The organism is Nocardia sp. NPDC050630, assembly GCF_044457245.1.
In the GTDB taxonomy this organism is placed as follows: domain Bacteria; phylum Actinomycetota; class Actinomycetes; order Mycobacteriales; family Mycobacteriaceae; genus Nocardia.
Map to the genome: position 1 here is coordinate 316,693 of NZ_JBITGN010000006.1, position 13,079 is coordinate 329,771.

Below are 13,079 nucleotides of genomic sequence, written 5' to 3' on the forward strand. Positions count from 1 at the left end.
TGAGCTCCTTTACACCCGGGCCGACAGAATCTGCTGTGCCATGACCTCGCCCACCTGGGTGGCGGCCGCGGTCATGATGTCGAGGTTGCCCGCGTAGGGAGGCAGGAAATCGCCCGCACCCTCGACCTCCACGAAGACCGAAACCTTGGCCATCCCACCGGAAACCACCGAGGGCGGATCGAATTGCGGATCGTTCAGCAGCCGGTAGCCGGGCACATACTTCTGGATATCGGCGACCATCCGATGCACGGAATCGGCGATCGCATCGGTATCGGCATCCTCGGGAATCGCGCAGAAGATAGTGTCGCGCATGATCATCGGCGGTTCGGCCGGGTTCAGAATAATGATGGCCTTACCGCGCTGCGCACCGCCGATCGTCTCCACACCACGCGAGGTGGTCTTGGTGAATTCATCGATATTGGCGCGGGTGCCCGGTCCGGCGGACACCGACGACACCGAGGCGACGATTTCGGCATATGCCACCGGCACCACCCGCGATACCGCCGCGACGATCGGAATGGTGGCCTGACCACCGCAGGTGATCATATTGACATTCGGCGCATCGAGATTCGCCCCGACCAGGTTCACCGGCGGCACCACGGCGGGCCCGACCGCGGCGGGTGTGAGATCGACCGCGCGAATTCCGGCCTCGGCGTACTTCGGCGCGGCGGCCCGATGCACATATGCCGAGGTCGCCTCGAATACCAGATCCGGCAGTTCCGACTGCGCGAGCAGCCAGTCCACGCCCTCGTGCGAGGTTTCCAGCCCGAGCCCGCGGGCGCGCTTCAAACCCTCACTCTCCGGGTCGATTCCGATCATCCACTTCGGTTTCACCGTGCTGGAGCGCAGCAGTTTGTACAGCAGATCGGTGCTGATATTGCCGGATCCGACGATCGCGGCGGTGACGGTCCCCGTTTCGGACACGGCAAGCCTCCTATTTGAATTGCAGACGGACAGAACCGAGTCCGGCGAACTCGGCATGGAACGAATCACCCGCGCGGGCATCGATGGCGCGGGTGCAGGAACCGGGCAGCACAATGTCGCCCGCCTTCAACCGCACCCCGAAACCGGCGACCTTGCGCGCCAACCAGGCCACCGCGATGACCGGATCGCCGAGCACCGCATCGCTGCGCCCCTGCGCGATCACCTCGCCATTGCGGGTGAGCACGGCGTCGATGGCCTTGATATCCAGGTCTTTCGGCGCGACCCGCGCCGCACCCAGGACGAAACCGGCCGAGGACGCGTTATCGGAAATGGTGTCGGCCAGCCCGATCTTCCAATCCTTGATCCGCGAATCGATCAATTCGATGGACGGCGCATAGGCGACCGTCGCGGCGAGCACATCGGCCTCGGTGCAATCTTCGCCGGGCAGGTCCGCGCCGAGAATGAACCCGACCTCGACCTCGACGCGCGGAATCAGATAGCGCGAGGTCTCGACCGGAACATCCTCGAAGACCTCCATATCCGCGAGCAGATGACCGTAATCGGGTTCATCCACCCCCATCATCTGCTGCATGGCCAGCGAGGACAGCCCGACCTTGTGCCCGACCACCTTCGCGCCGTTATCGAGTTTGCGCCGGATATTGATCAGCTGAATCTCGTAGGCGTCGACGACATCGATATCCGGATGCCGGGCGATCAGCGGGTCGATGCCGACCCGATCGCGCTCGGCGGCCTCGAGTTCATCGGCCAATTCGATTCGTACCGCGTCGGACAGCACGCTAGTTTCCTTCCACTGTTGTCGCTTCGGGCACCGCGGCCCGCGAAAGCACTTCGGCGCCTGCCGCGAATCTGCCCGCACGCCGACCGGAGAAAATGCAGTCGGCCAGGGACAATCCGCTGACATAGGAGTCCGAGCAGATACCAACGGCCGTCCGCCCGGCCGCGTAAAGGCCGGGAATATCGGTTCCGGCAGTGGATTTCACCGCTCCGGTGTGCTCATCGACGACGACACCGCCGAGGGTGAGCATCGGGCACGGATTGACGACGCTCGGTTTGATACCAACATCCAACAGCCAGAACGGCCCCGCTCCCACGGTTTTGGTGAATTCGGCGGGCTTGCCGACCGGATCGGGTGCACCGTTCGCGATGGCGGCATTGTGCTCGGCGACCGTGGCGCGCAAACCGTCCGCGTCGATACCGGCCTTCGCCGCAACAGCATCCAGAGTTTCGCCACGCACGGCATTGCGCCGCATCGCCTCGAATTGTCCGCGCTGGAACCAGGCCGACTGCGTCCGAATCTGCGATATCGCGGTGCGCATCAGTTGGTCGTCGGCGAGCAACCACCCCTTGCCGCCGTGCTCGGTGATCAGGGCGTGGCCGACCGCCGCGCCGTAGCGGGTCTCATCGATAATCCGGCGACCGGCCGCATCGACCAGCACTGAACCGGTAAAAGCGCTGGGCGGCAAGATGAATCGCCACGCCGAGATATTGCCCATCCGATCCGTCGCCGCACCGACCTGCTCGGCCATCCGGATGCCGCTGCCGTCATCACCGGTGGTGCCGAGCGCGAGTCCGCCGCGATATTGCGGCCCGTATTCCCGCAGCATCTCCCGATTCGCGATGAATCCACCCGCGCTGAGCACCACACCGCGACGGGCCTGGATCCGAAGTCGCGTGCGGTACCGGCGATCCAACCTCGCGAGCTGACGCTCCATCGCCTTGCGCAGCGGCGGATAGTAAATGCCCGGTTTGGCAGCGATTTTCGCCATCCGGTTGTAGCGATCCCTGATCCACCCCGGAGCCTCGCGCAGTGACTCACATTCGACGCCGATCACGGAGCCGTTGTCATCGGTGATCAATCGCGTTGCCTGCGTGAGGGTTTCGACGCGAACCCCACGCCGTGACGCCGAAGCCGCGAGCGGGCCGGTGAGCTTCTTTCCGGACGTGCCCCTGCCCTTGACCCGATGTCCGCGCTGCGCGGGCGTCGCGACCTCGCGTCCGTAACCGGAGACCTCACTACCGGAGTAATACAGGTAGTAGCTGTCATTCGGATACGACGTCTTGTACGGACACAGCGACGCCTCGAACGGCACGCCATGCCCCTTCAGCCACTCGATCATCGCCGGGCTCTCGTTCACGAACCGCCGCAGCGTCTCGGGCGTGACCGCCGCGCCCACCTCACGCTCGAGATAGGCCAGCATCTGCTCCGGCGTATCGCGCACACCGGCCTCGTGCTGTACCGAGGTGCCACCGCCCGCGTAGATGATGCCGCCCGACAACGCCGACGCTCCGCCACCGACGAAACGCTCCAGTACCAGCACCTGCGCACCCGCGTCGGTCGCTTCCAGCGCGGCCGCGGCTCCCGCTGCGCCATAGCCCACGACGACCACGTCGGCGGTCAGGTCCCAATCCAGGCCCATGTACATCACTCCGGTCAGAAACTGAAACAAGTTTTCTCGACGAATGGAACGTCGAGCGCGTCTTCTGCCACTCAACATAGACCAAATGCGGTCCCATTCTATAACGTGTTCTACATGACTGATCCGGTTAACGATCCGCACAGCTACGACGTGGTGGTGGTCGGCAGCGGTGCCGCCGGGATGACCGCCGCCCTCGCCGCTGCCCACCATGGGCTGAGCGCGGTGATCATCGAGAAAGCCGCACATTACGGCGGGTCGACCGCACGCTCCGGCGGTGGCGTGTGGATCCCCGGCAACAAGGCGCTGAAGGCATCCGGCCGTCCCGACGACCGCGAGGACGCCCGCACCTACCTGCACAGCATCGTCGGCGACGTGGTGCCGAAGGACCGGATCGACACCTACATCGACCGTGGCGCGGAGGCCTTCGACTTCGTTCTCGACCACACCCCGCTGAAGATGAAGTGGGTGCCCGGCTACTCCGACTACTACCCGGAGGCCCCCGGCGGCCTCGGCCAGGGCCGCTCGTGCGAACCCGCGCCGTTCAATGCCAAAATCCTCGGCGAGGAGCGGTTCAACCTGGAGCCGCCGTATGCCAAGGCCCCGCTCAATGTCGTCGTCATGCAGGCCGACTTCGTCCGGCTCAACCTGATCCGTCGCCATCCCAAGGGCATCATGCGGGCCATGCGAGTCGGCGCGCGCACCTACTTCGCCAAGTGGACCGGCAAGCACATCCTCGGCATGGGCCAGGCGATTATCGCCGCCATGCGCAAGGGACTCATGGACGCGAATGTGCCGCTGCTGCTGAACACGCCACTGACCAAGCTCATTGTGGACAACGGCGTGGTTACCGGCGTCGAGGCCGAGCACAACGGCCAGAGCGTGCGGTTCACCGCCAAATACGGTGTAGTGCTCGGCAGCGGCGGCTTCGAGCACAATGCCGAGATGCGCACCAAATACCAGCGCCAACCCATCACCACCGACTGGACCACCGGTGCGGTCGCCAATACCGGCGACGGCATCACTGCCGGGATGGAAGTCGGCGGCGCGGTCGACTTCATGGAGGATGCCTGGTGGGGGCCGACCATCTTCAAGGGCGGCAAGCCCTGGTTCGCGCTGGCCGAGCGGAATCTGCCCGGCACCATCATGGTCAACGCCGACGGTAAGCGATTCGGAAATGAGTCCGCTCCTTACGTCGAGGCGGTGCACACCATGTACGGCGGCGAATACGGGCAGGGTGAGGGTCCGGGCGAGAACATCCCCGCGTGGCTGGTGTTCGACCAGCGCTACCGGAACCGCTACATCTTCGCCGGACTGCAGCCTGGTCAGCGGTTTCCGTCCCGCTGGATGGAAAACGACCTGATTGTCAAGGCCGACAGCCTCGCGGAGCTGGCCACGAAAATCGGCGTGCCCGGCGAAAATCTGGCCGCGACCGTCGAGCGGTTCAACAAGTTCGCCGAAACCGGTAAGGACGAGGATTTCGGCCGCGGCAACAGCCACTACGACCGGTATTACGGCGATCCGACCGTCAAGCCGAATCCATGCCTCGCGGGTCTGGTACAGGGTCCGTTCTACGCGGCCAAGATCGTGCCGGGAGACCTCGGCACCAAGGGGGGTCTGGTTGCCGATACCGCCGGACGGGTGCTGCGCGAGGACGGCAGCATAATCGAGGGCCTGTACGCCTCCGGCAATAGCGCGACCCCCGTCATGGGTCACACCTATGCGGGCCCCGGCGCGACCATCGGCCCAGCGATCACTTTCGGCTACCTGGCGGTGCTCGATATCGCCGAACGCAAGAAGCAGCAGTCGGCTGAGGCCACCGTTGAGGCATAAGCGCGGGTGGTCCGTCTCACCGAGCGGACGCCACCTTGCCCGCAGCCACGCGACCGCCGCACGATCGATCCGAGGCAACTACCACAAGGGCCTCGGATCGTTGGGATACGCCCACGACAGGTCTCCCGCGTAGCGCGGCTGTCTGTCCACAAGCATTCACAAGGAGAACTCGATGCCCATCGACCCGAAAATCGCACTTGGCGCGGAGCTCCCGAGCGGGGAGTTCACCTGGACGCCGTCCGAAGTGCAGTTGTACCACTTGGGCCTCGGGGCGGGCGCACGCTGGACCGATCCAGCCGAACTACGCTACGTCGACGACCGCGACCCGCAGGTGCTGCCGACCTTCGCGACCGTGGCGCCTACCTTCCACGACACGGAACCGCCGAAGGTGCGGTTCCCCGGCATAGACATCGATCTGGCGAAGGTCGTGCACGGCCACCAGGAGATCGAAGTACACCGCCCGATTCCAGCCGCGGGCAAGGCGACCATCACCAGACGCATCACCGAACTCTGGGATAAAGGGTCCGCCGCCGTCGTCGTCCAGGAACATACGATCACCGGCTCCGACGGCGAACCGCTCTGGACCGCCCGCTCATCCATCTTCGCCAAGGGTGAGGGCGGTTTCGGCGGCGAACGCGGACCGAGCACCAAGGCCGAACTCCCCGACCGCGCACCGGATTTCGACGTCACCACCCCGACCCAGCCCCAGCAGGCCCTGCTGTACCGCATGTGCGGCGACCGCAACCCGCTGCACTCGGATCCCGAATTCGCCCGCGCCGCAGGCTTCCCGAACCCGATCCTGCACGGCCTGTGCACCTACGGCATCGTCTGCAAAACGGCCACCGACACCGTGCTCGATTCGGATGCCAGCCGCGTCACCGGCTTCCGCGCCCGCTTCGCAGGCGTCCTCTACCCAGGCGAAACGATCCGCACCCGAATCTGGCGCACCGACGGCGAGCTCATCATCAGCGCCACCGTCGCGGACCGCGACGACGCCCCCGTCCTCGCCGACGTCAGCCTGCGCTTCACCTGAGCACTCTGTTGGTCGTCTGTTCACCGGTGTGTTGACGGAGCCAACCATCAACACACCGGCACACTTCCGAGCCAAAGCGCGCCGGCGACCAAACGCATGCGCTGGGCACGAGGGTCCCATCGATGCGAGTCGAATGGTCGCTCGCGGCCAGTCCTCGGCGGCTGTTCGACTACCCTCGGCGCTGGTGCACGGCAGTCGGGGCGGATGCTTTATGGGTTCGATTGGGCAGTGTCGGTGTGGCGGACTCGTTTGATTGCCACGCCCTGGATTACCAGGGCGTACAGCAGGGTCACCAGGATTGGGGCGGCGATCGGGACCCAGGCCAACCGTAACGGGAGCAGCGCCGCGCCGACAGCCACCGCGGAAAATGCCACCGCACCGGTGACGGACGGGACCGTGGTCGGCACAACACCAACCGGCGCGGAGACGGTCGCGGTATTCAACATATAAGTCGTGGCCACCAAACCTGTTGCGGCGGCCGCCAGTACACCAGTGTCCGCCGCGGCGAGCACCCCGACCGTCAGGAGCACCGCGCCGACGGCGGGCAGTCGGAACCACCAGCCAGCCACCACCAGTGCCGCCGCTGGAATACCCGCCCATGGCGTCATCAACGTCACCGAGGTCACCAGAAGCACCCCGGACAGAATGGCAAGGAATCGAATCATCGGCGCACCCTTACGGTTCGGCGATGGTCGGGGATCAATCGCATGACCTGATCCAGTCGCGCGCCTTCGGTCCAGGCGACGATATCGACGCCGACCGTCCCCATATCCCGATACATCGAGGCGCGCTCCAGATTCCACATCCGAGCCAGGGTCGGATCGAGATGTTCGTGGAAGGGCGTGCCGCGCAGGACATCCACGACCACCACCACATGTCCGCGCTTGCGCAAATCGATCAGCGCCAGCGCGAACTGGGTGTCCAGCAAGGTGGAGAAGGCGACGATGATCGCACCCAGCGGCACGGCAGCGTGCGGCGCCAAGGTGCCGGTGGTCGGAATGTGCTCATCGCCGACATCCAGCACGGTATCCACGATCCGATAGAACTGCCGCCGCCCGATATCCGGGCGCAGCCAGCGCGGGGACTGGCCGAGGCAGACCACCGCGGTGCGGTCGCCGGCCTGCAGCGTCGACTGCACCACCTGCGCGGCACCGCGCACCGACAGCTCGAGCGAATCGGTGGCCGGGCCGGGTGCCTGCTGCGAAGTATCCACCAGCACAACCACATCCGCCGATCGGTTGGTCAACCGCTCGGTGACATACAGTCGCCCGCGCCGCGCACTCACCGGCCAGTTCACGATGCGCAGCTGATCGCCGGGCGCGTAGGCGCGAATATCGGCGTACTCCACGCCCGGCCCGTGCTTGCGGGTGAGGTGGGTGCCGAGCCGTTCGGGAAGTTCGGTGCGCGGCAACTTCATTCGCTGCGGATCGGTGATCGGGTAGACGAACAGTTGCCCGGCGGGCAGCACCGCGGCGGCAACGGACAGTCCCGCCGGGCTCAACGCGGTGACCCGCACCGATAGCGGATAGCGACCCCAGCGGTCCGCCGTCAGAGCCAACCGCAGCCCGGCGGGCGCCGTCCCGGAATCGATCGCCTCCTCGATGTCGATCCCGAGTCCCGCGGACTTCTCCGGCTTCAACCGAAGCAACGCGTGACCCGATTCTACGAAGGCGCCGATCGTCGTCACGACCTCCTCCGTCTCGAAACACCGCAGCGTGGCGCCGCCGTCCACCTGGATCCGGGTCTTGGACTGCTGCCACGGCGCGGTCGCCAGTACACCGAGCAGCGGAGCCGCGAAGACGACCAACTGCCAGCGCCCGAGCACCACCGCGAGTAGCAGTGCCACGGCCGCGCTCACCGCCAGCATGAACACCAATGGCGCTGGACGCCAGCGCAATTCGGCCTCGACGGCAGCGCTCACATCGCGATGCCGCGCACCGCCCGCCATCGGCTCGTCCCGGGTCGGCGGTCGCGACGCTGCCGCGATTCCCTGGATGACAGGGGCGGCATCCGGCTCGGTCATGCGCTTTCCCGCCGGGTCATGTCACCGACGCGCGTGGAACCGGCAGACGGCGCAGCAATTCGGTGATCACGTCCTCGCCGCGGATCCGGCGCACCCACATCTCGGGACGCAGGGTGATGCGGTGCGCCATGGCCGGAACCGCCAGCGCCTTGACATCCTCGGGAATCACATAATCGCGCCCGAGCAGCAGCGCACGGGCCCGCGACATCTGCACCAGATCGAGTTCGGCGCGCGGGCTCGCACCCACCTCGACCTGGGGATGCGCACGCGTCGCACCGGCCAGCGCGACCACATAGCTGACCACATCCGGATGCACCGTGACGAATTCGACCGACTGCCGCATCTCGATCAGACCGTTCGCATCCACCACCTGCACCACCTGCGGTGTCGCCGAACCACGCTCCAAGCGGCGGCGGATCATCTGGCGCTCGTCGTTCTCCGACAGATAGCCCAGCCGCAGCTGCATGGCGAACCGGTCCAGCTGCGCTTCGGGCAGCGGATAGGTGCCCTCGTATTCGATCGGGTTATCGGTGGCCAGCACGACGAAAGGCTGTGGCAGCTGGAATGTTTCACCGTCGATGCTGACCTGGCCCTCGGCCATCGCCTCCAGCAGCGCGGCCTGGGTCTTCGGCGGCGTGCGGTTGATCTCGTCGGCCAGCAATACATTGGTGAAGACCGGTCCGCGCCGGAAATTGAACCGGCCCGAGGACATGTCGTAGATGGTGGAGCCGAGCAGGTCGGCGGGGAGCAGGTCGGGCGTGAATTGCACGCGGGTGAATTCCAGGCCGAGCGCGGCTGCGAAGGACCTGGCGATGAGCGTCTTACCGAGTCCGGGCAGATCCTCGATCAGGATGTGACCGCCGGAGAGTACGGCGATCATGATCAGCTGCAACTCATCCCGCTTGCCGACGATCACTCGGGAAAGTTCCCGGAGCACCGCCTCACTGCGCTGGATGGTCGCGTCCATCGGCACGGTCATATGTTTACTCGCACTCGCTCAAACCCATTCTCCTAAGACGACGAATTACATCTTCTGCAGGCAGCGCAGGATTTCGTCCAGCGCTGCCCGCCCCGGTGCGGGAGTCGTCTGATCCCGCAGTGCCGAGTTGGCCGGATCGACCCAGCGCCACAGCTCCGGACCGAACTGCAATATTCCGGCCGCCTCGGTCGCCTTGCGGTTCTTGGCGACTCGCAGGCCGGTGGACAACTCGAACTCCTTGGCCAGCAGCGGACGCAGATGCCGATCCCAGTCGGCTCGGGTGCCGTCCGCACGGTCGGCCAGCATCTCCGCTCTGGCATGCCAGTGCCGCAGCATCTCCGCGGGACCGTTGTCGATGTCGTCCGGCCCGGTCTCGGTTTTCAAGGCCGACCGGCCGGTCAACGACCAGATGAGCTGAATCATGGCCAGCGCCATCGGAATTCCGGCGGCGATGAGCAAAGCACCGCGGGCCTTGCCGAGCGTGATGAGCTCGATCAGCACGATGAGGATCAGCGCACCGATCACGATCGCGCGGTTCATACCATTTCCCCCTGCAGATCGGCCAGCACGATACGCAGCAGTTGTTCGGCCCGCATCCGCTGCCATTCCAGCATCGAATGCGGACTGAACCTGGCCTCCTCGAACAGCGCGACCAATTCTCTGGCCGACGCGTCGTGCAGTGCGCCGCGCTCGAAGGCCCTGGCCAGCACCTCCATCGGGGTATCCGAAGCCAGTGGTGCGGCCGCGCGATCGAAGGACAGCCCACGTTCCATCGCGACATAACAGGCGATGATGGCCTCACGCGGATCCTGGCCAGGCACATTCATCGCGGCCAAGCCCATCTCGGCCGCCCTGGCCAGCGAACCCGCGACCGTCGGCGCGGCCGGGGGCACCGGGACCGGCGTCGCGCGCGGCCTGCGCTGCCCCGCCACCGCGACCACGATGAGTCCGATCAATGCCCCGCCGACCAGCACGGCGGCGGCGACAATGGCGACCAGTAGCGCCGTACCGGTGAGATGCTGCGTGGGGGCGGCGTCGGGGGTCGCGGGGGCGGTGACCGTCTCCTGCGGGGTATGTGTCGTGGTGGCGCGCGGCGCCGACGACGGCGTCGGTGCACCCTCGCGACCGAATCCGACGAAGAAGATCGCCGACGCCGCCGCGATGATCAAGGAGATGACCGCCAGCGCGGCCAGCACCAGTAGGCCGGTGCGGCCGAGCACTCCGTCCCTGCGCTCGGAATCACGATCCACCTCCGGCATGGCCAACGGCAATCGATGCTGGCTGGCTATCACCCCGGCGATCAGGATCACCACCGATACCGTGAGCAGTACCGGCATCAATACCACCGAAATCGCCGATGGCACCGTGCGGTGATCGCCGGAATCATGGGTCCCGGGAATGTGGCCGCGCAGCGCGATCGCGGCACACGCCAGTAGCGTGATCAGCACGATCACGCGCGATATCGGCGCTCCCGCCCTGGCCACTTGCTACCACCACATCTGAGTACAGCTCTGAACAGGCACATAGTTACATGCCGAGTGGTCCGCTCGGGAGTGAATCGAATACTTACGATTGGCTCCTTTTTATCCGTAACCGGCCGTGCACTTACGTGGCTGCGCGGCTAGCCGAGAGTGACGGATTCGGGCTGACGTAGTTCACTGAGGCGGCTTGCGGTCCGTGCCAGGTCGGGGACGGCGGGGACGTCGGCCACCAGGTCCGAGAGCGAGGTGCGGGCCTCGACGGTCAGTTCGAGATCGACGTCGTAGAGCACGTCGACCAGATTGACCAAGCGCATTGCCCAGTCGGGTGGGACCTCGCGCAGGGCTGCGACATCGCGCAAGGTCCAGCGGCGAAAGCGGCGTGCGAGTTCGAGGTAATCCGAGGCGGCGGTGGCGGTGCCGCACAGGGCCGCGAAGTCGAAGGTGATAGCCGAGCCGTCGATGGCGCTGGCGTGGATCTCGCGGGTGCCCGAGACAGCAACCCGTGCGGTGTCGACGTCCCCAGCGTCGCCGATGCGGTAATAACCCGACGCGAACCCAGTGCCGCCGTGCGCGGCGCGGGTGCGGTAATCGAGTGGACCGTCGACCGAGACGGTATCCAGATGCGCGCGGATGCGCGCGATGGTCGGTAGAAAGCGGTCGTGGAACAGCGGGTTGGGCAGCAGCTGCTCTGGCGGGTAGTTCGAAGTCACCACCAGGACGATGCGGCGGGCGAACAGGGCATCGAGCATGCGGGCGATCAACATGGCGTCGCCGATATCGTGGACGTGGAATTCGTCGAAGCAAACCAGTTCGACATGGCCCAACAGGTGGTCGATGGCCTTGTCGATGGAGCCCGATTCATGTGCCACGACGTGCAATTGGGCGAAGAAATTGTGGAAGTGGAAGCGGCGCTTGCGGTTCGACGCTGCGCCCGCGAAGAAGTCGTCCATCAGCATTGTCTTACCGCGACCGGGTCTGCCGTGCAGGTAGATGCCGCGATGCCGCTTTATCGGCCGGCCGTGCCGGTCGAGCAGTTCGAGCAAGCGCGCCCGAGCCCGGAGTTGGTCGACATCCAATGTGACGCTGTCTTCCATGACATCCTCCTGATCCTCTACAGTTGTAGAGGATCAGCAGATGCGGCGGCCAGAGCAGGTGATCATGTCCACAACCGACCGACGCGCGGCACTCGTCGACGCCGCCATAGATGTGATTGCCACCCAAGGCATTCGAGCGCTCACTCACCGCGCCCTCGATACCGCCCTCGGACTGCCCGGCGGGTCGGCCTCCTATTACTTCCGCACCAAACGCGCGCTCATCGAGGCCATCACGGACCGGATCACCACCCGATCCCGCGACGACTTCACCGTCGCCGAACTCGCCCCGTCGGCATCCATCGAGCGGGAGGCGGTCGCGAAGGCCATAGCCAACTGGCTCGACCGGCTACTCGTCGAACGTCGCAATCACCTGATCGTCCGGCATGCGCTGATCATCGATCTGATCGGCGACCCGGAGCTGCACCGACGGCTGGCACACAGCCTGTTCTCGACCGAGCGGGCACGAGAGCTCTGCCGAGCCTTGGGATTTTCCGATCCCGATGCGGCCGCCGCCGACTTCATCGCGGTGGTCGAAGGCGCGGTCTTCGACAGATTCGCGGGCGCGCGGGCACATATTCCGGCAGACAACCAGGACAGCATCGACCAGCTCGCCGCCGTGCTGTCCCGCCAGCTCACCCCATAGGCCCTGGTTACGACACCCAACTCCGCCCGCGGTAGGTCGTGCCCATCGTGAACCCCGTCCTGTCGGGCCATCTCATCCCGCAGCGCGGGGCTCCTTCGCCTAGCCCAACTCGCTGTAGGTCGTACCCCATCGTGAACCCCGTCCTGTCGGGCCACCTCATCCCGCAGCGCGGAGCTACTTCGCCCAGCCCAACTCGCTGTAGGGCGTACCCATCGTGAGCCCACGGATTCCGGTAGCGGAATAGCGGATCAGCGACTCCTCCGGCAGCGCATCGAGCGAAAACCATTGCAGCCCATAGCTCTTATCCGGCTCGCGATTCTCCGGCTCACCCGTCCAGCGCTGCGCATGAAAGAACAGCCCGAGCCGGGCTTCGCGCCCGGAGCTGGTCACGTGCGCGGTATGCACCAGCCGCAGATCCGCCGGATCGATGACGACCCCGATCTCCTCCCCCGCCTCACGCGCGGCAGCGACGGTGGCTGATTCGCCGAACTCCAACTTCCCGGCGGGTAGATGCCACAGCCCATCGAATTCGTCGGCACTGCGCCGCCTGCTGAGCAACACTTCACCATCACGAATCAGCAGAATGTGGACATCGACCAGGTGTCGATTAGTCACATGATTCCCCTCTCAGCGG

The 13,079-nt window shown here is 65.6% G+C and carries 13 protein-coding genes; 3 read left to right on the top strand and 10 right to left on the bottom strand.

Translation table 11 applies throughout. The annotated features are described in order from the left end of the window. Positions 1 to 9: 9 nt before the first annotated feature. Genes ACIBG0_RS18640 through ACIBG0_RS18650 form a run of 3 tightly spaced genes read right to left on the bottom strand, consistent with a single transcriptional unit; the run spans position 10 to position 3,362 of the window. Positions 10 to 924, bottom strand: coding sequence for an acetaldehyde dehydrogenase (acetylating) (locus ACIBG0_RS18640; RefSeq protein ID WP_397033926.1), 915 nt, complete (start codon positions 922 to 924; stop codon positions 10 to 12). Positions 925 to 934: 10 nt separating this feature from the next. Then, the gene (locus ACIBG0_RS18645; RefSeq protein ID WP_397033927.1) at positions 935 to 1,720 is read right to left on the bottom strand and encodes a 2-keto-4-pentenoate hydratase; all 786 of its coding nucleotides are present in this window, start codon (positions 1,718 to 1,720) and stop codon (positions 935 to 937) included. 1 nt (position 1,721) lies between these two features. Continuing rightward, entirely contained in the window at positions 1,722 to 3,362 is a 1,641-nt protein-coding gene (locus ACIBG0_RS18650) for an FAD-binding protein (protein ID WP_397033928.1), read from the bottom strand. Between the two features lie 105 nt (positions 3,363 to 3,467). On the opposite strand from ACIBG0_RS18650, the gene kstD reads away from it, so the two are divergent. Together kstD and ACIBG0_RS18660 are read left to right on the top strand one after the other, a co-directional pair. Continuing rightward, positions 3,468 to 5,192, top strand: coding sequence for a 3-oxosteroid 1-dehydrogenase (gene kstD, locus ACIBG0_RS18655; RefSeq protein ID WP_397033930.1), 1,725 nt, complete (start codon positions 3,468 to 3,470; stop codon positions 5,190 to 5,192). A 172-nt stretch (positions 5,193 to 5,364) separates the two neighbouring features. Next, positions 5,365 to 6,225 (top strand): MaoC/PaaZ C-terminal domain-containing protein, encoded by an 861-nt coding sequence (locus tag ACIBG0_RS18660; RefSeq protein ID WP_397033932.1) that lies wholly within the window; start codon positions 5,365 to 5,367, stop codon positions 6,223 to 6,225. 209 nt (positions 6,226 to 6,434) lie between these two features. On the opposite strand, the gene ACIBG0_RS18665 is transcribed toward ACIBG0_RS18660, so the two are convergent. The 6 genes from ACIBG0_RS18665 to zapE form a co-directional block, all read right to left on the bottom strand. Continuing rightward, complete coding sequence (locus tag ACIBG0_RS18665; RefSeq protein WP_397033934.1) at positions 6,435 to 6,890, bottom strand: hypothetical protein; 456 nt, start codon at positions 6,888 to 6,890, stop codon at positions 6,435 to 6,437. Then, on the bottom strand, positions 6,887 to 8,173 hold the full coding sequence (locus tag ACIBG0_RS18670) for a DUF58 domain-containing protein (protein WP_397034087.1): 1,287 nt from the start codon (positions 8,171 to 8,173) through the stop codon (positions 6,887 to 6,889). Before ACIBG0_RS18670 ends, ACIBG0_RS18665 begins: the two co-directional genes overlap by 4 nt. Positions 8,174 to 8,264: 91 nt before the next feature. Next, on the bottom strand, positions 8,265 to 9,215 hold the full coding sequence (locus tag ACIBG0_RS18675; protein ID WP_397033936.1) for an AAA family ATPase: 951 nt from the start codon (positions 9,213 to 9,215) through the stop codon (positions 8,265 to 8,267). A gap of 57 nt (positions 9,216 to 9,272) precedes the next feature. Next, a complete protein-coding gene (locus ACIBG0_RS18680) occupies positions 9,273 to 9,767 on the bottom strand; it encodes a hypothetical protein (RefSeq protein WP_397033938.1) in 495 nt (164 codons plus the stop codon). After that, positions 9,764 to 10,711: a DUF4129 domain-containing protein gene (locus ACIBG0_RS18685; protein ID WP_397033940.1), complete on the bottom strand. Its 948-nt coding sequence runs from the start codon at positions 10,709 to 10,711 to the stop codon at positions 9,764 to 9,766. The genes ACIBG0_RS18680 and ACIBG0_RS18685 overlap by 4 nt, the downstream gene beginning before the upstream one ends. 137 nt (positions 10,712 to 10,848) lie before the next feature. Further along, complete coding sequence (gene zapE / locus ACIBG0_RS18690) at positions 10,849 to 11,802, bottom strand: cell division protein ZapE (RefSeq protein WP_397033942.1); 954 nt, start codon at positions 11,800 to 11,802, stop codon at positions 10,849 to 10,851. Positions 11,803 to 11,866: 64 nt separating this feature from the next. Here zapE and ACIBG0_RS18695 point away from each other — a divergent pair, with 64 nt between their 5' ends. Beyond that, positions 11,867 to 12,445: a TetR/AcrR family transcriptional regulator gene (locus tag ACIBG0_RS18695; RefSeq protein ID WP_397033945.1), complete on the top strand. Its 579-nt coding sequence runs from the start codon at positions 11,867 to 11,869 to the stop codon at positions 12,443 to 12,445. Between the two features lie 174 nt (positions 12,446 to 12,619). Here the strand turns inward: ACIBG0_RS18695 and ACIBG0_RS18700 are convergent, their stop codons facing one another. After that, positions 12,620 to 13,060: an NUDIX domain-containing protein gene (locus ACIBG0_RS18700; protein ID WP_397033947.1), complete on the bottom strand. Its 441-nt coding sequence runs from the start codon at positions 13,058 to 13,060 to the stop codon at positions 12,620 to 12,622. Between the last annotated feature and the right edge of the window lie 19 nt (positions 13,061 to 13,079).

What these genes read in the sequence shown, in the direction of transcription:
- ACIBG0_RS18670 (WP_397034087.1), bottom strand. Translation starts at nt 8,173, where the DNA reads ATGGCGGGCGGTGCGCGGCATCGCGATGTGAGCGCTGCCGTCGAGGCC.
- ACIBG0_RS18675 (WP_397033936.1), bottom strand. Translation starts at nt 9,215, where the DNA reads ATGGACGCGACCATCCAGCGCAGTGAGGCGGTGCTCCGGGAACTTTCC.
- ACIBG0_RS18680 (WP_397033938.1), bottom strand. Translation starts at nt 9,767, where the DNA reads ATGAACCGCGCGATCGTGATCGGTGCGCTGATCCTCATCGTGCTGATC.
- ACIBG0_RS18695 (WP_397033945.1), top strand. Translation starts at nt 11,867, where the DNA reads ATGTCCACAACCGACCGACGCGCGGCACTCGTCGACGCCGCCATAGAT.
- ACIBG0_RS18650 (WP_397033928.1), bottom strand. Translation starts at nt 3,362, where the DNA reads ATGGGCCTGGATTGGGACCTGACCGCCGACGTGGTCGTCGTGGGCTAT.
- ACIBG0_RS18660 (WP_397033932.1), top strand. Translation starts at nt 5,365, where the DNA reads ATGCCCATCGACCCGAAAATCGCACTTGGCGCGGAGCTCCCGAGCGGG.
- ACIBG0_RS18665 (WP_397033934.1), bottom strand. Translation starts at nt 6,890, where the DNA reads ATGATTCGATTCCTTGCCATTCTGTCCGGGGTGCTTCTGGTGACCTCG.
- zapE (WP_397033942.1), bottom strand. Translation starts at nt 11,802, where the DNA reads ATGGAAGACAGCGTCACATTGGATGTCGACCAACTCCGGGCTCGGGCG.